This window comes from Verrucosispora sp. FIM060022, from assembly GCF_003977705.1.
In the GTDB taxonomy this organism is placed as follows: Bacteria; Actinomycetota; Actinomycetes; order Mycobacteriales; family Micromonosporaceae; genus Micromonospora; species Micromonospora gifhornensis.
Window position 1 is genome coordinate 21044 of the sequence record NZ_RQIV01000017.1, and the last position, 19386, is coordinate 40429.

16 protein-coding genes are annotated in these 19386 nt (G+C 72.0%); 9 read left to right on the plus strand and 7 right to left on the minus strand.

Translation table 11 applies throughout. The features are described 5' to 3' along the window. Window positions 1–76: 76 nt before the first annotated feature. From EG812_RS27700 to eccB, 3 genes are all read right to left on the minus strand, one after another. Window positions 77–364, minus strand: coding sequence for a WXG100 family type VII secretion target (locus tag EG812_RS27700; protein ID WP_013736415.1), 288 nt, complete (start codon window positions 362–364; stop codon window positions 77–79). A gap of 13 nt (window positions 365–377) precedes the next feature. Next, the gene (locus EG812_RS27705; protein ID WP_013736416.1) at window positions 378–707 is read right to left on the minus strand and encodes a WXG100 family type VII secretion target; all 330 of its coding nucleotides are present in this window, start codon (window positions 705–707) and stop codon (window positions 378–380) included. Window positions 708–865: 158 nt separating this feature from the next. Then, entirely contained in the window at window positions 866–2293 is a 1428-nt protein-coding gene (gene eccB / locus EG812_RS27710) for a type VII secretion protein EccB (RefSeq protein WP_126713319.1), read from the minus strand. Window positions 2294–2433: 140 nt separating this feature from the next. On the opposite strand from eccB, the gene EG812_RS27715 reads away from it, so the two are divergent. Then, window positions 2434–3180, plus strand: coding sequence for an SUKH-3 domain-containing protein (locus tag EG812_RS27715; RefSeq protein ID WP_126713320.1), 747 nt, complete (start codon window positions 2434–2436; stop codon window positions 3178–3180). 8 nt (window positions 3181–3188) lie between these two features. Here EG812_RS27715 and eccD read toward each other — a convergent pair whose 3' ends face one another. Next, window positions 3189–4577, minus strand: a complete 1389-nt coding sequence (eccD, locus tag EG812_RS27720; protein WP_126713321.1) for a type VII secretion integral membrane protein EccD — start codon at window positions 4575–4577, stop codon at window positions 3189–3191. A gap of 172 nt (window positions 4578–4749) precedes the next feature. On the opposite strand from eccD, the gene EG812_RS27725 reads away from it, so the two are divergent. The 5 genes from EG812_RS27725 to EG812_RS27745 all read left to right on the plus strand — a co-directional run bounded on the left by EG812_RS27725 (window position 4750) and on the right by EG812_RS27745 (window position 13073). After that, window positions 4750–8712, plus strand: a complete 3963-nt coding sequence (locus tag EG812_RS27725) for a type VII secretion protein EccC (RefSeq protein ID WP_013736420.1) — start codon at window positions 4750–4752, stop codon at window positions 8710–8712. 131 nt (window positions 8713–8843) lie between these two features. Beyond that, the gene (locus tag EG812_RS27730) at window positions 8844–9461 is read left to right on the plus strand and encodes a hypothetical protein (RefSeq protein ID WP_126713322.1); all 618 of its coding nucleotides are present in this window, start codon (window positions 8844–8846) and stop codon (window positions 9459–9461) included. 34 nt (window positions 9462–9495) lie between these two features. Then, window positions 9496–11226, plus strand: coding sequence for a hypothetical protein (locus EG812_RS29170; protein ID WP_158632562.1), 1731 nt, complete (start codon window positions 9496–9498; stop codon window positions 11224–11226). Between the two features lie 110 nt (window positions 11227–11336). Continuing rightward, complete coding sequence (gene mycP, locus EG812_RS27740) at window positions 11337–12587, plus strand: type VII secretion-associated serine protease mycosin (protein ID WP_126713323.1); 1251 nt, start codon at window positions 11337–11339, stop codon at window positions 12585–12587. Between the two features lie 27 nt (window positions 12588–12614). Next, on the plus strand, window positions 12615–13073 hold the full coding sequence (locus tag EG812_RS27745) for a hypothetical protein (protein WP_013736424.1): 459 nt from the start codon (window positions 12615–12617) through the stop codon (window positions 13071–13073). An 18-nt stretch (window positions 13074–13091) separates the two neighbouring features. On the opposite strand, the gene EG812_RS27750 is transcribed toward EG812_RS27745, so the two are convergent. Genes EG812_RS27750 through EG812_RS27760 form a run of 3 tightly spaced genes read right to left on the minus strand, consistent with a single transcriptional unit; the run spans window position 13092 to window position 15234 of the window. Beyond that, window positions 13092–14372 carry an SseB family protein gene (locus EG812_RS27750; RefSeq protein WP_126713324.1) on the minus strand — a complete coding sequence of 427 codons (1281 nt, stop codon included), beginning with the start codon at window positions 14370–14372 and terminating at the stop codon, window positions 13092–13094. Continuing rightward, window positions 14369–14854 carry an SUKH-3 domain-containing protein gene (locus EG812_RS27755; protein WP_013736426.1) on the minus strand — a complete coding sequence of 162 codons (486 nt, stop codon included), beginning with the start codon at window positions 14852–14854 and terminating at the stop codon, window positions 14369–14371. Before EG812_RS27755 ends, EG812_RS27750 begins: the two co-directional genes overlap by 4 nt. Continuing rightward, complete coding sequence (locus EG812_RS27760; protein WP_126713325.1) at window positions 14851–15234, minus strand: YwqJ-related putative deaminase; 384 nt, start codon at window positions 15232–15234, stop codon at window positions 14851–14853. The genes EG812_RS27755 and EG812_RS27760 overlap by 4 nt, the downstream gene beginning before the upstream one ends. A gap of 140 nt (window positions 15235–15374) precedes the next feature. Between EG812_RS27760 and EG812_RS27765 the strand changes: the two genes are divergently transcribed. Genes EG812_RS27765 through EG812_RS27775 form a run of 3 tightly spaced genes read left to right on the plus strand, consistent with a single transcriptional unit; the run spans window position 15375 to window position 19289 of the window. Next, window positions 15375–17054: a right-handed parallel beta-helix repeat-containing protein gene (locus tag EG812_RS27765; protein ID WP_126713326.1), complete on the plus strand. Its 1680-nt coding sequence runs from the start codon at window positions 15375–15377 to the stop codon at window positions 17052–17054. A 31-nt stretch (window positions 17055–17085) separates the two neighbouring features. Next, entirely contained in the window at window positions 17086–18600 is a 1515-nt protein-coding gene (eccE, locus tag EG812_RS27770) for a type VII secretion protein EccE (RefSeq protein ID WP_126713327.1), read from the plus strand. Next, window positions 18597–19289 (plus strand): hypothetical protein, encoded by a 693-nt coding sequence (locus tag EG812_RS27775; RefSeq protein ID WP_043722296.1) that lies wholly within the window; start codon window positions 18597–18599, stop codon window positions 19287–19289. The genes eccE and EG812_RS27775 overlap by 4 nt, the downstream gene beginning before the upstream one ends. Window positions 19290–19386 lie beyond the last annotated feature (97 nt).

The following is a 19386-nucleotide window of genomic DNA, read 5'->3' on the forward strand; positions in this document are numbered from 1 at the left end:
CCAGCGGCACGATCGGCGGCGCGGACGACGATGGCCCGGCGATCGGCCGGGCCATCGGGTGCAGCGGTCGGGTGACTCAACCGCCGAACTTGGCGCGGTTGGCCGCCTCGCGGGCCTGCATCTTGCCCGCCGACTCGCGCAACGCCCGCTCGATCCTGCCCAGCAGGTCACGCAGGTCGTTGGCGGCCGACTCCCACTCGCGCTGACGCTGGAAGTACGCCTCGCGGGCGTCGCCGTCCCAGGTGGCCAGCAGCGGAGCGATGCCCGACTTGAGGCCCTCCAGCTCGCTTGTCATGTTGCGGACCGAACTGCCGCAGCTGTCAGCCGCCGCGTTCAGACCGGCGAAGTTGTACCGGATTTCCATCGTGATCCCCCCGTCAGAGCTTCAGAGCCGCAGTGATCTGGCCGGCGGTCGCACCGGCGCTGTCCATGTCGGCCCGGATCTCCTCGTCGCTGACGTCGTAGTCCTTACCGGCGGAGCCGACAGCCTCGGCGATCGCGCGCAGCGCGACGTTGAGCCGGGCCATGTCCTGGTCGAACCGCTCACGAACCTGCTGGAACGAACCCGCACCAGCACCCTTCCACTGGTCGTAGAGCGGTGCGAGCTGGTCCATCAGCCCGTTGAGGTTGCTGGTGAGCCGATCGGCGACGGCATCGACGTCACCCTCGGTCTTCAGCATCAAGCCGGTGTCGGTACGCATCGACATGGCGGAAGTCACCCCCGTCCTCGTTGGATCGCCCCGCGACACCGGGGGCGGTCTGTCAATCAGCGCTTACGCACCATCGTCACTGAAACGGTATCGGGTTGCGTCGAGCCCGCGCTAGACCGCGGGCCAGGGGTGCCGCTCCTATGTGGCTGGTTTCGTCACTCCGGGTCGATGGCCTGTTTCGCGGTGGTCGGATCGAGCGCCGGCCCGGCAGGCAGGCGAACCACCAGGCTGGCGGGCAGGCGGATCGGCCGCAACCCCGAGTAACCGAGCATCGCCGGCACCCCCTCGGAGGCCAGCGGATAGCGGTAGCCCAGATCGGTGACCAGGTTCAGGGTGCCGCCGTCCTGGTCGGGCGACGAGAGCGCGGCGACCAGCACACCGTAGCCGGGCTCGATGACCACCCGGTCGGCAAGCGGTATGCCGCTGCCGGTCTGCTCCCGGGTGCGCACCGGTTCGCGTACCGGCTCGACCTGGGCGTCGAGCAGCACCGTCGGCTCGTCCTGATCCGGCTGGTAGGCCGCGCAGACGGCCGGGTCGCTCCCGCTCAACCGGGCGATGTCGGGTCGCTGCTCCGGTGCGCGGTGCCGCCCCTGCTGCGGTGCCGACGCCTTCGGTGCGGCGGCGGCCGTACCGGCGGCGAGGTCGATCGGAGCCGGCTTCGTCCCGTCCGGGTACGCGGCCTGCGTCTCGCCGTCGGCAAGCAGGACGTCCGCCTCGACGGGGGTGATCGGGACCAGCCGCTCCCGTTCGACGATGTAGTACTGGCGGCTGCCGTTCTGGCTCTTGACCACGTAGACCTGACCGACTCGGGCGTCCGGCAGCGCCGTCGAGGCAGCGCCACGGTCGGTGACCCGTCGCGGGGTGATCGGCTCACCGGCGGGCAACGCGTTCAGCCACGCCCCACCGACCTCCACCACCGGCTCGGCGGTCATCACGAGACCTTCCAGCACGACCTTCTCGTTGCGGATCTCGTAGCGGTGGTCGCGCCACACCAGATGCAGGCGCTTGGTCTTACGGTCGCGGACCAGCAGCGCGGCGTCGCCCGGTTCCCGGCCACCGACGGGCGCCCGACCGACGGTGAGCACGGTGGTGGCGACGATCCCGCCGGCCGCGTCCCGAGCCGGCTGGGTGCACAGCGTCCACGGCCCGTCCAGGATCCGGCTCGGTGCCGGCAACGCGTCCGGCGCGTCCGGGATGCCGATGCGGGGACCGCGAGGCGTACCGACCAACGAGTTGCGGGACACCGAGACCGTCGGGGCGGCCGACTCCAGGGCCAGCAGGGCGGACGCGTAGTTGACAACCGGGTGCAGTCGGCCCTCCCGGTAGAGATACCGGGTGCCGGTCTCCTTCTCCAGGATGACCCCGGCACCGTCCTTCCACTTTGTCGCCCCGCCCGGGCGCAGCAGCCCGTACACGCCCACCGCCGCGAGGCAGAGCACCGCCACCATGACGCTGGCGAAGCCGGCACCACCCAACCGGCGAAACGGCGCCGCCTCCGGGTCCGGCTCCCGCGCCACCAGGGCGGAGGTCATCCGCTGCACGAAGAACTGGTACGACTGGACCTGATCCCGCCGCGACGGCATGGCACCCTCCCCCTGGCGTACGCCGTGCGGTCACGACCGCCGGACCGCGGTGCCTACCATAGGCACGATGTCGAGCCAGCCGGTCTCCGCACTCGACGCCGACCGTTGACGTCGACCACGGCAGCCCGAGGAGCGCAACGATGATCAGTCGCGACGAGGCCCTGGAGATCGCCCGCCAGTGGGCCGGTGCCGGTCGCCCCGGGCCCGCTCCCGAGGTCTTCCTGCACGAGTTCGACCTGGGCTATGTCGCCTGGCGAGCCGAACCGACGCCTGCCGCCACCGACGGGCCGCCGGCTCCGCCGCCCGCCACCGGCTACCCCCGGGCGGTCATCGACCGGGAGACCGGCGAGGTGTCCCAGTGGCCGTCCCTGCCCGAGCAGACGATCGCCGAACGGTACGCGAGTCGCCGCGCCGCCGAAGGGCGGTTCCCGCCGGACGTACGCCATGTGCTGGAGTCCGCCGGCTGGTTTCCCGGCCGTGACGTCAGCTCGGCGGTCGAACACTGGATGGTCCGGTTCGCCGACGACCTGGCCGGCCTCGACTGCCCGCCGGCCGCGCGGGCGGCGCTTGTCGAGTTCGGTGGCCTGACGCTGCCGCAGTTCGGCAGGACCGGCCGAGCCGGTGCCGGCTTCACCAGCTACCTCCATCCCACCCGGGGCGGGGTGGTGACCGAGGGGGCGCGGGGCTTCGCCGAGGAGTACGGCATTCCGGTCTATCCGATCGGCAACAACGAGGACGGCCCGTCCGAGCTGGTGATGGACGCCCAGGGGCGGGTCTTCCTGCTGCACTGGGCCGACGAGTTCCTCGTCGGCCCGGATCTCGACTCGGCAGTCGTCAACCTGATCCGGGGCGGCGAGATGACCGAGGCGAGCGACCTCGACTGGTGACCTGCCGGTCAACCGTTGATCGCCCGCATGAACGCGTACAGGCCCAGCACGCTGCAGGCCACCGGCACCACCGCGAGCTGGAGCAGGATGTCGAGCACGTCGCCGAGCCGGGCCAGCCGGGGCGAGGGGGCACGCCGACTGTAGGCGAGCCCGGCAGCGGCCGAGATGCCGGCCGCGACCAGCGCCACCGGCAGTACGGCCAGCACCCGGGTGGCGGTGGACGCGTCGGCGGCACCCACCAGCGGCAGCAGGCCGAGGCCCACCAGACCGACGGCCAGCAGCGGAACCCGGTGCCGGACGGTCGTCACCAGCCGCGCCCGCAGCAGGTAACCCAGCGAGATCACGGCGGCGAGCAGCAGCGCGGCGACCGTGCCGGTCGCGGTGAGCACCACCAGGCAGCCGATGGTGACCAGGAACGCGCCGAAGATCATGCCGGTGAGCACCTCGTCGGCTCGGGCGGTGGCCTGGTAGATCACCTCCCGCTTCGGTTGCGGCTCGTCGCGCAGCAGGTCGTCGGCGGTACGCGGCAACGCCGGCATCGGCATCTTGCCCAGTCGCACGGACAGCAGCGGCATGGCCGGCAGCAGCAGGGCGACCGCGCTGATCACCACGGCGCTGCCCTGAGCGGCATCCATCGAGCCGAGGGCGAGCAGCCCGCCCACCATGCCCCAGAACCCGACGAAGACCGCCGCCACGAAGACCCGGGTCGCGTCCCCCACGCCGAGCAGGCCGAGCAGCCCGGACAGCAGCAGCACCGCCGAACCGAGCAGGATGTGCGGTGCGCCCAACGCCCACACCGACTCGCCGGTGCCGATCACCAGCACCCCACCGACGAAGGCGTAGGGCAGGCCGGCGGCGGCGAGCACCGCACCGGCCAGGGAGTCGGCCATCGCCCGGGACAGCACGATCCCGCCGATCAGCAGCAGCGTGGCGGCTCCGAGGGCCACCGTACCGCCGAGCCAACCGGGCTGCTCGGAGGTGACGATCACGGCCAGCCCGAGCAGCAGCAGCACGCCGGCCACGATCAGGCCGGTCAACCGGGTGGCGAACGGGGTCCAGGCCACGCCACGGCGGCGGGCACCGTCGGCCACGGCCTCCATCAGGTCGTCGTACGCCAACTCGGGCCACTCGGTGCGGCGCGGCACCAGGTGCAGCGTCTCGCCGTCGCGGACGTTCTGGGCGGCCAGCGTACGCGTCAGATCGACGGCGCTGCCGTCGCTGCGGCGCAGCGCCCAGCCACCGTGGGCGGTGCCGTCCGAGGGTTCCTCGTCGGCTTGACGCAGCACCGCCGGCAGCAGCCCGACGAGCGGCAGATGCTCGGGCAGGGCTAGATCCAGTCGCCGCTTGGGGGCGGCGACGGCGATACGCGCGAGTCCGGTTCCGGCCTGGGTGACCACTGACGACCCCTCGATACGAGGAGCGGGCCGATGCGGCCCGCGGCTGTCCTGACGGGAGAAGGCTACCTACCATGTGCCGGTGACGCGGGGTGCCGGTTCGCGGCGGTGGCCGAGCGTGCGGGGGTGCCGGGCGTGACCACCACGCCCAGGAGAGGCAACGGAGGTCTGTCACGTGAGCACGGTCGTCGTCAAACGACCCGCCCGACAGCCGGAACCGGAGTATCCCTCCGGCGAGGTGCTCCTGGAAGCGCCACCGGAGGTGCCTGCACCCAGTGGTAAGGCGTGGGGGCAGATGATGATGCTGCTGCCGATGCTCGCCGGCTCCTTCGCGATGGCCCTGATGTTCGCCGGTCGCGGCGGGTCGACCCTCGGCTATGTCACAGGTGGCCTGTTCGGACTCTCCGCCATCGGCATGCTCGGCGCGCAGCTGACGAACAACTCCGGCGGCCCGAGCAAGCAGGAGATGCTGCAGAAGCGCCGGGAGTACATGGCGCACCTGTCGCGGCAACGCCGACGCGTCCTCAAGACGGTCCGCCGGCAGCGTGAGGCCGCTTTCTACCGGCACCCGGATCCGGACACGCTCTGGTCCCTGCCGCTGGGGCCCCGGCTGTGGGAACGGCGACGCGGCGATGTGGACTTCGCCACCGTCCGGATCGGACTCGGGCCGCAGGAACTGGCCACTCCGCTGGTGCCGCCACCGGCCACGTCGCTGGAGAAGCTGGAGCCGATGTGCGCGCTGGCGCTGCGGCGGTTCCTCACCACGTACGGCGAGGTGCCGGACCTGCCGGTGACCATGGCGTTGAACGGGTTCGCCCGGGTGCACCTGCGCGGCGACATCGACGCCGCCCGGGGCCTGGTGCGGGCCCTGCTCGCCCAGGCGACGGCCTTCCACGCCCCGGACGACATGCTCGTCGCGGTCTGCGTCTCAGCCGAGCGCCGGGCCGACTGGGAGTGGACGAAGTGGTTGCCGCACGCGCTGCACCCGTCGCGTACGGACGCGCTCGGTCAACTGCGGCTGGTGTCGTCCTCGGTGACCGGCCTGGAGGCGATGCTCGACGACGTGCTGGCCAGCCGGCCCCGGTTCAACGCCAGCGGCGGATCGTCCCAGGTCGGCGGGCCGCACGTACTTGTGATCATCGACGGTGGCGACACCGCTGGTTCCGATCACCTGATGACCGACGGCGGCGTCGAGGGCGTGACCCTGCTCGACCTGTCCAGCCCGGCACCCCGGATGTTCGACCGGGCGCGCCTGGTGCTCGACGTGGCGGCGGACCGTCAGCTGCACGGTGTCACCGTCGACGGTTCGGCGGAGATCGGTCGGGCCGACGACTGCCAGGTCGCGGAGATCGAGGCGTTGGCCATGCAGTTGGCCCCGCTGCGGCTGTCGGCTGCCTCCCGTGGCGGTGGCGACACCCCGCTGACCAGTGAGCTGGGCCTGGCCGATCTGCTCGACATCGGCGACCCGTACGAGTTCGACGTCGATCGGGCCTGGCAGCCGCGACCCAACCGGGACCGGCTGCGGGTGCCGATCGGGGTGGGTACCGACGGTGGGCCGGTGGAGCTGGACCTGAAGGAGTCGGCGCAGGACGGCATGGGCCCGCACGGGCTGCTCATCGGCGCCACCGGCTCCGGCAAGTCCGAGCTGCTGCGCACCCTGGTGCTGGCGTTGGCCGCGACGCACTCGTCGGAGAACCTCAACTTCGTCCTTGTCGACTTCAAGGGTGGTGCCACCTTCACCCGGCTGGACGGGTTGCCGCACACCAGCGCGGTGATCACCAACCTGGCCGACGAACTGCCGCTGGTGGACCGGATGACCGACGCCATCAACGGCGAGCTGGTACGCCGGCAGGAGTTGCTGCGGTCGGCGGGCAACTACGCCTCCCAGCGCGACTACGAGAAGGCGCGGGCGGCGGGCGCTCCGCTGTCGCCGCTGCCGAGCCTGCTGATCATCTGCGACGAGTTCTCCGAGCTGCTCACCGCGAAGCCCGACTTCATCGACATGTTCGTGCAGATCGGTCGGGTGGGTCGGTCGCTGGGTGTGCACCTGCTGCTGGCCTCGCAGCGGCTGGAGGAGGGGCGGCTGCGCGGGCTGGACACCCACCTGTCGTACCGGATCGGTCTGCGGACCTTCTCGGCGATGGAGTCGCGGGTGGTGCTCGGCGCGACCGACGCGTACGAGCTGCCCCGCTCTCCCGGGCACGGGTACCTGCGCTTCGGCACCGAGCCGCTGGTCCGGTTCAAGGCCGCGTACGTCTCCGGCGCCTACCGCAGCAAGACCGCCGCGGCGGTGGCGGCCGGTGACGGCGAGGACCGGGTACGCGAGTACACCACCAGCTACGTCGCCCCGCCGGTGACCCGTACGCCGAAGGAGGAGCAGCCGCCCGAGCCGGCCGACGGGGTCGGTGAGAGCGTGCTGGACATCCTGGTCGGGCGGCTCGCCGGCCGGGGCAAACCGGCCCACCAGGTGTGGCTTCCGCCGCTGGCCGAGCCGCCGACGCTTGACCAGTTGCTGCCGCCGCTGACCGCCGACCCGACTCGTGGGGTGACCGTGGCGCACGCCGGTCTGCTCGGCGAGTTGCAGGTGGCCGTCGGCATCGTCGACAAGCCCTTCGAGCAGCGCCGGGACGTGCTCTGGTTCGACCTGGCCGGTGCGGCCGGCCACGCGGTGATCGTCGGCGGGCCGCAGAGCGGCCGGAGCACCCTGCTGCGCACCATGGTCACCTCGCTGGCGCTGACCCACACCCCCCGGGAAGCCCAGGTGTACTGCCTCGACCTGGGCAGCAGCGCGCTGTCGTCGTTGCGGGACCTGCCCCATGTCGGTTCGGTGGCGACCCGACTGGACGCGGGCCTGGTCCGGCGTACGGTCGCCGAGATGCAACTGCTGATGGGCGAGCGGGAGCGGCGTTTCGCCGAGCGGGGTGTCGACTCGATGGCCGAGTACCGGCGGGCCCGTCGGCACGGGCAGCACGGCGACGACCCGTTCGGCGACGTCTTCCTGATCATCGACGGCTGGGCGACGTTGCGCGCGGAGTTCGAGGACCTGGAACCGACGATCAACGACATCGCCAACCGGGGACTGTCCTTCGGCATCCACCTGATCGTCACCGCCGGCCGCTGGATGGACCTCCGCCCGGCCGTACGGGACGTCTTCGGCACCCGCCTGGAGCTGCGGCTGGCCGATGCCAGTGACTCCAACCTGGACCGTCGGGCGGCGCTTAACGTGCCGGAGAAGGCACCGGGGCGCGGCATCACGCCGGACGGGCAGCAGTTCCTCGCGGCGCTGCCGCGTATCGACGGCGCGCAGGAGACGGAGTCGCTGCCCGAGGGGGCCCGCAAGCTGGTCACCGACCTGGCTGCCGCCTGGCAGGGCCCGGGTGCCCCACCGATCCGGCTGCTCCCGCCGAACGTCCCGTACGGCAGCCTGCCGAACACCGGGCAGGCCGGGATCCCGATCGGCATCGCCGAGGTCGACCTCGCGCCGGTGCACCTGGACTTCACCGCCGATCCGCACTTCATCCTCTTCGGCGACGGCGAGTCGGGTAAGAGCACCTTCCTGCGGGCGCTGGCGCAGACAATCGTCGACGGCCACGAGTTGACCGAGGCGCGGCTGGTCATCGTCGACTACCGGCGCAGCCTGCTGGGCGACATCGAGACACCGCACGTCATCGGGTACGGCTCGACGGCGCAGATCACCGAGAGCATCGTGACCGAGGTCGCCGCGGTGATGCGGGACCGGCTGCCGCCGGCGGACATCAACGCCGAGCGGCTGCGGGCCCGGGACTGGTGGAAGGGCCCCGACCTGTACGTGCTTGTCGACGACTACGACCTGGTCGCCGGTGCGGGCAGCAACCCGCTGACGCCCCTGCTGGAGTTCCTGCCCCAGGCCCGGGACATCGGTCTGCACCTGATCATCGCCCGCCGCACCGGCGGCGCGAGTCGGGCGCTCTACGAGCCGGTGCTGATGCGGTTGCGGGAGATCAGCACTCCCGGCATCGTGATGTCCGGCAACCGCGACGAGGGCGTACTGCTCGGCACGGTGCGGCCCGGACCGCTGCCGCCGGGTCGGGGCTGGCTGGTGTCCCGACGGGGTGGCACCCGACTGGTGCAGTTGGTAAATCTTCCGCCTCGTGCATAGCCGGCGTACGGGGTTGCCGGACCGGACTACCGTCGGCCAGAGTGGACCTACGGTACGCGGTCGGGTCGCTCCGGTAACCGGAGTTCGGGTCGGCCGCGCCAGCACCGTGTGAGCGGGACGGGGGAGGGACCATGGGCGGCGAGTGGCTCGTCAACGAGAACATCGACGTCGACGTCAACCAGTTGCAGGACTTCGCCAGGGCCATTCAGAAGGAGCTGGACACCAACTTCCAGCCCAGCTTCGAGAACGGTCTGCGTCCGATGCTCACCGTGCAGGCTCCCTTCGGCGGCGGCGGGATGAAAGAGGCCGCGTTCTTCCGGGGCCGGCACGACGAGAGCCGGATGGCCGTGTCACACCTGATGGGCGATGTGATCAAGGGTCTGACCGCGCTCAGCGCGGCGGCCACCTCCATCTCCGGCGAATACCTGCTGGGCGACGCACTGGCCGAGGCCACGAACGACGATGTGTACAACGCCTTCAACGCGGTGGACGGCCAGAACACCCTCAGCGGCAAGTGGCAGCAGGAGGGCGACCCGATGGAGGAGATCCCCGAGCAGGCGAGGGATCCGGAGGTCGTCGGGCCCTACCACGGGATGGATTCCTGCCCCACCGAGGACACCCGTGAGCAGGCACCCAAGTGGGCCGCGGCGGAGACCGTGGGTAACGGTCCGGGCGCGTACCAGATCGAGGCCGAGGATCAGCGCATGCACGGCGAGGAATTCCGACTGGACCAGTCCAACCTGCGATGACGGCTGCCAGGAACGGGGGACCTGAGGAGCGGGGATGACCGACGACTACTACGGCTACAGGCCGATCAGCTACCCGGCGTACGGGGGCATGCGGGACGACTACGCGGCCGACCGCGCGGCCCAGGCGACGCCGTACCAGCCCACCGACTGGGACGGCGTCAACATCGAGCAGATGTGGGAGTACGTCCGCAAGGAGAGTAACGAGCGCACCGTGGCGCTCGCCGAGATGTGGCGGCGGGCGGCGAGCCTGCTGGAGTCCACCAGGGACAACCTCAAGCGGCACGCCGACGCGCTCGGCGCCAAGTGGAACTCTCCCGCCTCCCGGGTCTTCATGTCGAAGGTGGGTGCCACTCTGCACTCGCTGGACGAGTGGAAGAACGTGGCCAGCAGCAACGCCACCGGTCTGGACCAGTTGGCGAGCAAGATCTCGACCGCGCAGCGGGAGATGACCCAGCTCTGGCTGGAGTACAAGGCCGAGCAGCAGCACCAGCAGGACGTTTACGAGAAGGACAAGGCCAAGATCACCTTCAGCGACATCTTCGGCGACAAGCACAAGTCGTACGAGGAGGTCCAGAAGGAGTTCCACCAGCGCGCCAAGAACATCACCAAGCCGCTCGCGGACATGTACATCGACGTGTACATCTCGAACATCTCGCGGGGCGGCAAGTTCAAGGGCCCGACCGAGGCGGCCCTCTTCGACGGCAAGACCGTGCCCGGTGGTCCGGGGCGAACCGGCGGCCCGACCCGCCCGGGTGCCGTCCCGCCGGGTGCGCGGGGCCCGCGGCCGGACCGGCCGGAGATGCCGAACCGGCCGGAGCAACCGAACCAGCCGGAGGTGGGCGCTCGACCGCCCCAGCCCAGTGCGCCGACGCTGCCCGACGGCGTCGACCTCGCCGGCGGCACCGCAACCGTGGCCCCGCCGGGACCCGCGCCCACCCCGCCGCCGGTCACCACCGCGCCGAACGCGCCCGGAACACCCGGCCCGCCGCTACCGCCGGTGGTCCCGCCGGGACAGCGGCCGGGCGGCGGCGGTCCGGGCACGCCGAACCCGGGTGGCCGACCGAACGCACCCCGGGCCACCCTGCCGGGCTCGGGTGGCGCTCCCGGCCCGGGCGGCGGTCGTGGCCCCGCACCGAACCGTCCGACGCTGCCCGGCGCGGGCGGCGGCTCCGGCGCGCCGGGCAGTGGCCGGCGTGGGCCCGCACCGAACCGTCCGACGTTGCCGGGCAACACGGGTGCCCCCGGGCGTCCCGGTGCCGGTGCGCTTCGCCCGAAGCCGTCGGCCGGCCCGCCACCGTCCAGCCCGCGTCTACCGGGCTCCACGGCGCCGTCCGGCCAGCGGGGCGCAGCCTCGGGCCGGCCCGCCGCGCCGCCGCCGAGCCTCGGTGGTCAACGCGGTGCAACCCCCGGCACCCCACCCAAGGCGGGCGGCCCGCTCGGCAGCCGCCCCGCCACTCCGCCGGGTGGTCGGGCCAGCGGTCCGGGAGCAAAGGGCAGTGCCGGTCGGCCCGATCTGAGCGGTCGTACCGGTGCCGCACGGCCGGCACCGGCCACCGGGCCGGGTCCGTCGCTCAGCGGCCGGCGCGGCGCTCCGGCCGCACCGGGCGCGCGCAAGGGCACCCAGCACGACCTGGAACAGGAGACCTGGGAGTACGGCGACGGCGACGACGAGTTGTGGGTCACCGAGTCTTCCGCCGTCGGGGTCGTCGAGGCACCGGCGGAGCACCGGCCTCGGGAGCAGGGCAGGACGCTCGGCCAGAGTTGAACACGGACGGGCCAGTCACCGCAGCTTCGGTGACTGGCCCGTACCATGCGGTGAACGCCCGTTTTCGGCCGTCCCGTGACGAAGGAACCACAAAGGAAGGTAGGACGGGCATGCGTGTCCTCACCCGACCGACTGCCGTCCTGGCGCTCAGCACCGTGAGTGCCCTGGCGGTGCTGACCCTGCCTGCGGCACCGGCCCTGGCGGATTCCACCCGGGACGACTCGTGGCACGTCAAGGCCCTGGAGTTGCCCGAGCTACACAAGATCACCCAGGGCGAGGGTGTCGTGGTGGCGGTGGTGGACACCGGGGTGGACGCCAAACACCAGGACCTGAAGGGCAACGTGCTGCCCGGCGCGGATCTCTACGACGACGACACCAAGGGCGGTGTCGACCGGGTGGGCCACGGCACCGGGATGGCGTCGCTGATCGCCGGGCACGGGCATGGGCCGGGCGGCGGCAACGGGGTGCTCGGGGTCGCACCGAAGGCCAAGATCCTGCCGGTGACGATCAAGAGTGAGCGGAGCCCGCTGATCGCACCCACGGCGCTCGCCGCTGGGATCAACTGGGCGATCGACAACGGCGCGGACATCATCAACGTGTCGCTGGGCAGCAGCTTCAACGAGGAACTGGACCGCGCGGTCGCCCGGGCGTACCAGCGCAACGTGGTGGTGGTCGCCGCCGTGGGCAACCGCGAGGACATGATCATCAGCAACCCGGCCCGGCACCCGGCCACGATCGCCGTCAACGGCACCGACCGCAAGGGCGTCATCAGCAAGGAGGCCGCCCTGCCGGCCGAGGAGGTGAGCATCGCCGCGCCGGGCGAGGACATCGTCCAGGCCGCACCCGGCGACAAGTACGTCACCTCGCTCGGCAGCAGCAGCAGCGCCGCGCTCGTCTCGGGTGCCATGGCCCTGATCAAGGCCAAGTACCCGGACCTGAACGCGTACGAGCTGTTCGAGCGGCTGCTGGAGACCGCGCGCGACGCGGGTGACCCCGGCCGGGACCTGGACTACGGGTGGGGCGTGCTCGACCTGCGCACGGCGCTGACCGGTGAGCCCGACGGCCGGGCCAGCCCTCGTGCCAGCGGCCCACCGTCGGCCCAACTCGAACCGTGGCAGGTGAACCCTCGCGAACGCGAGGACGGCATCCTGGTCTTCGTGTGGGCCGCCATCCTCGTCGTGCTGGTCGGCGGGGGCATCGCCACCGTCTGGATGCTGCGCAACCGGTCGCAACGTCGGCAGGCCGAACTCGTCGACGACGAGCCCGTGCCGGTGGGGACCGCTTTCGGCGATGGACCGCCGAACGACCCTGGTCAGCCTGCGGAGGCTACGGACGACGTCTGGCGGCGCCCGCCCGGCTGAGCCATCGGACCTCAGGAGGTCACACCCATGTCGACCACCCCGTCCGGAGCGTTTCCGCCGCCCGGTCGACGGCCGATCGTCGTGACGCTGGCCGTCGTCCTGATGGTGCCGTCGATCGTGACCTGGTTGATCGCCGGCATCGCCTTCTTCCGGGCGATGTTGGCCGCCGAGGGCACCGGGCCGGGTCGCGTCCTGGTGGTGGGCATCGGCGCGGGGGTGCTCGCGATCGCGCTGCTGATGGTGCTGCTCGCCGCGCTCGGGATACTCATGGCGTGGACCGGTGACAGCGCCCAGGGGCTGGCGGTGCCGGCAGGCTTCACCTTCGGTCTGTTCGTCGTCGTCATCGTCGTACTGCTGGTGCAGGGCAAACTGACCTTCGAGCCGACGATGGTCACCCCACTTGTCGTGGGCGGGCTGGCCGGCGTGGCACTGGCCCTGGTCAAGAGCCCGCCGGCACGCGCCTGGTTCGCCAGCCGGCGGCGCTGACCCCGGCGTCCAGGCCGGTCAGGCGGGTGACCAGCGGCGGGTGGTGGCGTCGAAGCGGGCCAGGAACTCGTCCCGGCCGTCCTGGTGCAGGCAGCGCAGTTCGGTGCCGTTCGGGACGGCCAACGACTCCATTCGCGGCTGACCCTGACCCCACTCCGGCGGTGTGCTCTCGTCGGGCGGCCAGCGCAGCACGGCCACCCACTCGTCCGACTCCTCGAAGGGCGAGCCCGGGCCGAGCAGTCCCAGCCGCCGGTAGAGCCGGACCGGGGTGTCCCGCCTGGGGCCGTACCAGGCGTGCACCAGGCCAGCCGCGCGGTCGTATCCGTCGTCGAGATAGGACGCGAGGTAGCGATGCGGGATGACCAGTTGCAGCCGCAGCGGGACGTCCGGATCGGGGCCCTCGTCGACGTCGACCGTCGACTCCGCCGCTGGTCGGGGCACAGGTACGCCCACCGTCGAGGGGTCGGCGTACGCGGCGCTCACCCGCCGACTCCGCTCCTGCTCGGCGGCGTCGTCGAGGACGTGGCGCAGCTCGCCGAGCCAGTCACGCAGGGTCAGCACCGCCTCGCCGGGCAACGCCGCGGCCAGCGGTGTCTCCGGGTTGAGCGACAACTGCCAGGAGGCGTCCGGCCAGTGTTCGGTGAGCTGGAGACTGCTGATCGCCACCAGGTCGTGATCGCCGAGCGCCTGCCGCAGCCGGGCCTCGGAGGTGAAGACCGGCAGGCTCGGCCGGCCCTGCTCGTCCGGTAGACACCACCAGGGGAAATCGGGATCGCCGAGGTCACGGGTCGCCGGCCCGTCGGGCCGCAGGGGGAGTAGGAGTTCGGTCCGCAGCAGCGCGGACATCAGGGCGTCCGGATCCTGTTGGCGGACCGCCTCCCGTAACGGCCGTTCCGCCTCGACCATGGCGGCGGCGAGGCTGGTGAGTTCGTCGGCGGTCAGCCGTACGGCGATGGGCAGGCCGGCGTTCACGGCCAGCACCCAGCGCTCGTCGGGCCAGTCGACGGCGAGATCGGTCAGCACCGACACCCGGTAGGTCACGTCCTGGCCGGGCAGCCCGGCGGCGATCGCCGCCGGGGACGTGTAGGCCATCACGTGGGTGACGCCCTCGTGGTGACCCGTCGGCCAGGGCACCGGCGCTGCGGCGGTCGCCGCCGGCACCGGCAGCAGCAACGGCCCGGTGGCGAGCGCGGCGAGGAATGCCGCGCCGTCCTCCTGCTCGGCGGCGGCCAGCAGCTCGCGTTCGGCGGCTGTGGTCGGTTGCCAGCCGGTGGCGGTGGTCGGCTGCGGATCGGTCACCAGGTGCCGTCCTCGCGTACCCGGGACGGTTGGCGGCCGAGCAGCAGCGTGCCCAGCGCCTCCTCGACACTCGCCCCGAGAAACCAGTCACCCGTGTGATCCAGTACGAACACCCGGCCCTGCTCGTCGACGGCGAGGATGCCGGTGCCGTCGCCCTCCTCACCGAGCGGACTCAGCGGTGCCCCGGTCACCGAGGCCAACTCCGCCAGCGTGGCCACGCAATGGCGGACCCGGAACGGGTCGAGGTGGACGTCGCTCGGGGCGACCTGCTCACCCGCACCCTGCGGGTGGAGCCGCAACCCACCGAACTCGGCGTACGCCTGCATCGCGGCGGGCGTCATGACGTGCTGGCGGCCGTCCAGCGCGGCGTCGGCGGCGATGCGCAGCGCCCACTCGCGGGCCCGCTCCTCGTCGCGCCATCCGGGTGACCAGCCGGCGGCGGCGAGGATCTCGGCCACCTCGGACGGAAAGCGCTCGGTCATGTCAACGCCTCCATACCGAACCAGTCCAGCAGGGCCGCGCACGATCGGCAGGGCGGCTGGACCTCGCCGTGCCGCGGGTCGCCCTCCTCCCGTACGCGGGTCAGTCGCACCTTCGCCCCCCACAGCAGCGCGCGGGCCCGGGCGGTGTCGACCGGCGGCCCGTCCGCCTCGGCGGCGTACAGCCGGTCGGATATCAGCACCGGCTCGGCGCACCAGCCGGTGAACCGCTCCCGTTGCCCGACCGGCAGCCCGTGCAGGAACCGCCGGACGATCGGATGCAACTCCGGTGCCGTCTGACCGCGTACGGAGGTGTGCGTGTGGATGGTCCCGTCGACCAGCAGTGCACCCGCCACCAGCGGCAGCGTCCGCAGCTCGGTCATCCGTCCCCCCGCAGTCGAGAGTGTCCCGGCGCCAGAAGTCGACCGGTCCGCCCGACGCAGCCTAGCGAGCGGGGCTCCATGGCATGGACCGCCTGGGATATCGTCGGCCCAACCCTCATCGCCGTACGAAGCCCGGAGTCATGACGCGCACCCTTCTCGTCGCCCCGGATCAGCCCGGCGCCTACCCCTCGATCGGGGAGGCTCTGGCGGTGGCCGGCGACGACACAGTCGTCTCGGTCAGCCCTGGCACCTACTACGAGGCGCTGTTCGTCAACGACCGTGCGGTCACCGTCGTCGCCGCACAGGGCGCCGGAACGGTCACCATCGACGCCTCCTCCGGGGCGTACCCGACGGTCTCCTGCAACTCGGGTCGGCTGGAGTTGCGCGACCTCGTGCTCAAGGCGGGCGACGCACCGGTGGTCGTGGGCGACCGGGCCACGCTCACCATGAGCGGCTGCGAACTGAGCGCCGGCTTCGGTGCGGCCATCCAGGTGGCCGGCCGCTCCGAGTTCACCCTGACCCGCTGCCGGGTCACCGGCGGGCGGTACGGCCTGGTCGTCGAGGACTCCGACGGCACCGTCGAGGGCTGCGAGTTCGCCGACCTCAGTGAGGACGGCATCATCGTGCGCATCGGTGCCGCCCCGACGATCCGCACCAGCACGGTGACCCGCTGCGGCAACCGGGGCATCTACATCTACCAGTACGGCCGCCCGACGATCGAGGCCTGCGACATCTCGCAGACCGGGCACGCCGGGGTGGCGGTGGTGCACCAGAGCGCCCCCGTGCTGCGACGCTGCCGGATCCGGGACACGCGTGGGCCGGCGATCTCCTTCGCCCGTGGCTGCCAGGGCACGGTCGAGGAGTGCACCACCGAGAACACCGCCCAGCCGGCGATCGAGGTCGCCGAGGGGGCCGCGCCGACCATCGTGGAGGGTACGGCGAGCCGGAAGGCGGCCTACGGCGCGGACGCCGCCCGGGCCGCCACTCCGCAGGACACCGCCCGGGTCGACAAGCTGCTGGCCGAGCTGGAGCAGATGGTCGGCCTGGAGTCGGTGAAGGAAGAGGTCCGGGCCCTCATCGACGAGATCCAGGTCAACGAGTGGCGACGCAGCGCCGGGCTGCCGGTCGGTGCGGTCAGCCATCACCTCATCTTCGCGGGTGCGCCCGGTACGGGTAAGACCACCGTGGCCCGCATCTACGGTGACCTGCTCGCCGCGTTGGGTGCGCTGCCCGGCGGCGCGTTCCGCGAGGTGTCCCGGCGGGACCTGGTCGGTCAGTACATCGGCCACACCGCCGAGAAGACCGCCGCCGCGTTCGAGCAGGCGCGCGGTGGCGTGCTCTTCGTCGACGAGGCGTACACCCTGTCCCGGTCCTCCGGCAGTGGCGGTGACTTCGGGCAGGAGGCGATCGACACGCTCGTCAAGCTGATGGAGGATCACCGCGACGAGGTCGCGGTGATCGCCGCCGGCTACACCGGCGAGATGCTCCAGTTCCTCGATGCCAACCCCGGTCTGGCCTCCCGTTTCGCAAAGACGATCGAGTTCGGCAACTACAGTCCCGACCAGCTCGTCGTCATCGTGGAGCGGATGGCCGGTGGCGACGAGTACCTGCTCGCCGACGGTGTGACCGACGTGCTCCGGGAGCACTTCGGCACGATCGAGCGGGACCAGAACTTCGGCAACGCCCGCGAGGCTCGCAAGCTGTTCGAGGGCGTACGCAAGGCGCAGGCGCAGCGGCTGCGCCAGTCCGGTCAGCGGCCCAGTCTCGACGAGTTGCGTACCGTGACCGTGGCCGACGTGCGTACCGCGATCGGCCGTTGATCATGTCGGGCCGGTCAGGGAGGGGCGCGCGGTGACTCATCCGGGCGCGGCGCGGCCGGGGGATCCAGGTTGGCAGCATCAGCCGGAGGCAACGGCACCGCCAGCACAGCGAACGGGCTCTCCACAGCAGACCGGCGTACCGGCCCCCACGGTCGGTGGGACCACGGGACCGGCCTGGGCCACCCAGCGGGGACAGGGCCGAGCGACGGTCGGCACCGCGTACCGCAGCCAGGCCGCCGCCCCGGCGTCGGCCACCGTGTCGACGGCCCAGCCCGCCCAGGCGGCTCAAGCAGCGCAGGCGGCTCAAGCAGCGCAGGCGGCTCAAACCGCCCCGGCCGCTCGGGCCGCGGACGCCGCCGCGTCGCCGGCAGATCAGGCACAGCCCACGGCGGCGACCGCCCCGGTGGTACGCCCCTACCGGCGACCGTTGCGCATCGCCGGCATCCACGTCGCCCAGCTGGTGGCCTGGCAGGCCGGTGCGGCGGTGGTGTTGGCCGCGACCGGGCACGGCACCCTGCTGACCGTCGGGGTCGGCGCTGCGGTGCTGCTGCTGCTCGCCCCGACCGTGCTGCGCTACCGCGGCCGGTGGGTGTACCAGTGGTTGACGGTCTGGTGGGGTTATCGGCGTCGCCGCCGGCAGCTCGCCGCGACGGGGTCGGATGCCCGGTGGCAGCTGCTCACCCATCTTGAGAACGGCGTGGAGCTCGAACAGGTCGAGATCGACGACCAGCCCGCCGTGCTGCTGACCCATCGTGGTGGGCTCAGCGCCGTGCTGGAGGTCGACCCGACCGAGGGCGCGCTGCTGGTGGGCTCTCCGCAGGCCCTGCCACCGCCGGTGTCACTGCTTCCGGCCACCGATCCCAAGGCGCCGCCGGTGACGGTGCAGGTGTTGATCCAGGTCACCCCGGCCCCCCGGGTGCGGGCGGCGGCGGTGGAGCGGGCGTACCGCGAGCTGACCGAGGGCAACGTGCCCGCCAGTCGGCAGGCCTGGGTGGTGCTTCAGGCACCCCGTACCCCCGATTTTCATGCCGACCGTGACCTGCGGCCGGCGCTGACCGCGGCGATCCGCCGGACCCGACGCCAGCTCCGTCAGGATCGGGTGACCGCCCGTCTGCTCAACCGCGACGAGGTGCTGGCCGCCGTCGCCAACCTGACCCATCTGACCGGTGAGCCGGTGACCGGTGACCGCCCGTTGGCCCGAGAAGGTTGGCGCAGTTGGTCGGCGCAGGGCACTCCGCAGAGCTGCCACCGGCTGCTCGACTGGCCCGACCGGGTGTGGGATGTGGACCCACTGCTGAGTGGGCTGCCCGCTGCGGCGGCCGTGGTGTCGATCGCGGTGGCCCGGGAACCGGATCGTGAGGGTGCCGACGACGCCGTGGTGGAGGTGGCCTTCCGGCTGATCGGTGCGGACGCCGCCGCCCTGACCGCCGCCGACGCCGCGCTGCACGAGGCGATCCGTGGTCACGGTGGTCGCCTGCAACGACTCGACGGCGAGCATGCCCGGGGCGTCGCCGCCACCCTGCCGCTCGGAGGTTTCCTGCGGTGAACACCGTCTCCTTCCCGGGCAGCCGGATCGGCCTGCACGTCACCGACGGGCCCACCGTGGCCGGCCTACGCCTGGTTGCCGGCGGGGGCGGGCTGGTGGTGGGACGCAATCGCCAGCAGGAGCCGGTCGGCCTGCGGCTGTTCCGGGCCGAGCCGACCCGGCTGATGTTGACCGGCGGGGTACGCGCCGCGGAACTGCTCGCCTTTCGGGCCCTGGCGCTCGGTGCCCGGCTGTTCATCCAGACCGCTCGCGAGCAGGAGTGGGACGCCTTTCTGCGACGCTGCGTCATCGGCCGGGAGATCGCCTCGTTCCTCCCGCCCGGGGTGCCGCCACCGCTGCCGGCGACGCCGACCGAGCCTCAGCTCGTCGTGATCGACACCGGCCCGGTCACCGGGCCGGACACCAACCTGAGCGCGCCGTGGCGGGCGACCCTGGTGGTCCGCGACGACCTGGCCGGCTGGGATGTCGAGGTGCTGGTACGCAGCGACATCGTGGTGCTCCAGCGACTCACCGCGCCCGAGGCAGCCACCGCGGCGAACGCCCTCGGCCTGGTCAGCGTGCAGAGCTGGTTCACCCAGCTCCATCCGGAAATGGTCGGCCTGATCACCAAGGGAAAGGTGCAGTGGGTCATGCTCAGCATGACCGGCACCGAACGGCAACTGATCGGGCCGGTCGCCCGCGGCGGTTGAGCCGTCGCCGCCGAACCGGCTCCGGAAAACTCTGTCGACATCGCGATTCGCGCACGATCACGCAGGCCAATGCCGTGACGGCTACCACCTCGTTTCG

Bases quoted from the DNA above. Each gene is read 5' to 3' on its own strand.
- EG812_RS27700 (WP_013736415.1), bottom strand. From the start codon at position 364: ATGGAAATCCGGTACAACTTCGCCGGTCTGAACGCGGCGGCTGACAGC.
- EG812_RS27705 (WP_013736416.1), bottom strand. From the start codon at position 707: ATGTCGATGCGTACCGACACCGGCTTGATGCTGAAGACCGAGGGTGAC.
- eccB (WP_126713319.1), bottom strand. From the start codon at position 2,293: ATGCCGTCGCGGCGGGATCAGGTCCAGTCGTACCAGTTCTTCGTGCAG.
- EG812_RS27715 (WP_126713320.1), top strand. From the start codon at position 2,434: ATGATCAGTCGCGACGAGGCCCTGGAGATCGCCCGCCAGTGGGCCGGT.
- EG812_RS27730 (WP_126713322.1), top strand. From the start codon at position 8,844: ATGGGCGGCGAGTGGCTCGTCAACGAGAACATCGACGTCGACGTCAAC.
- EG812_RS29170 (WP_158632562.1), top strand. From the start codon at position 9,496: ATGACCGACGACTACTACGGCTACAGGCCGATCAGCTACCCGGCGTAC.
- mycP (WP_126713323.1), top strand. From the start codon at position 11,337: ATGCGTGTCCTCACCCGACCGACTGCCGTCCTGGCGCTCAGCACCGTG.
- EG812_RS27745 (WP_013736424.1), top strand. From the start codon at position 12,615: ATGTCGACCACCCCGTCCGGAGCGTTTCCGCCGCCCGGTCGACGGCCG.
- EG812_RS27755 (WP_013736426.1), bottom strand. From the start codon at position 14,854: ATGACCGAGCGCTTTCCGTCCGAGGTGGCCGAGATCCTCGCCGCCGCC.
- EG812_RS27760 (WP_126713325.1), bottom strand. From the start codon at position 15,234: ATGACCGAGCTGCGGACGCTGCCGCTGGTGGCGGGTGCACTGCTGGTC.
- EG812_RS27765 (WP_126713326.1), top strand. From the start codon at position 15,375: ATGACGCGCACCCTTCTCGTCGCCCCGGATCAGCCCGGCGCCTACCCC.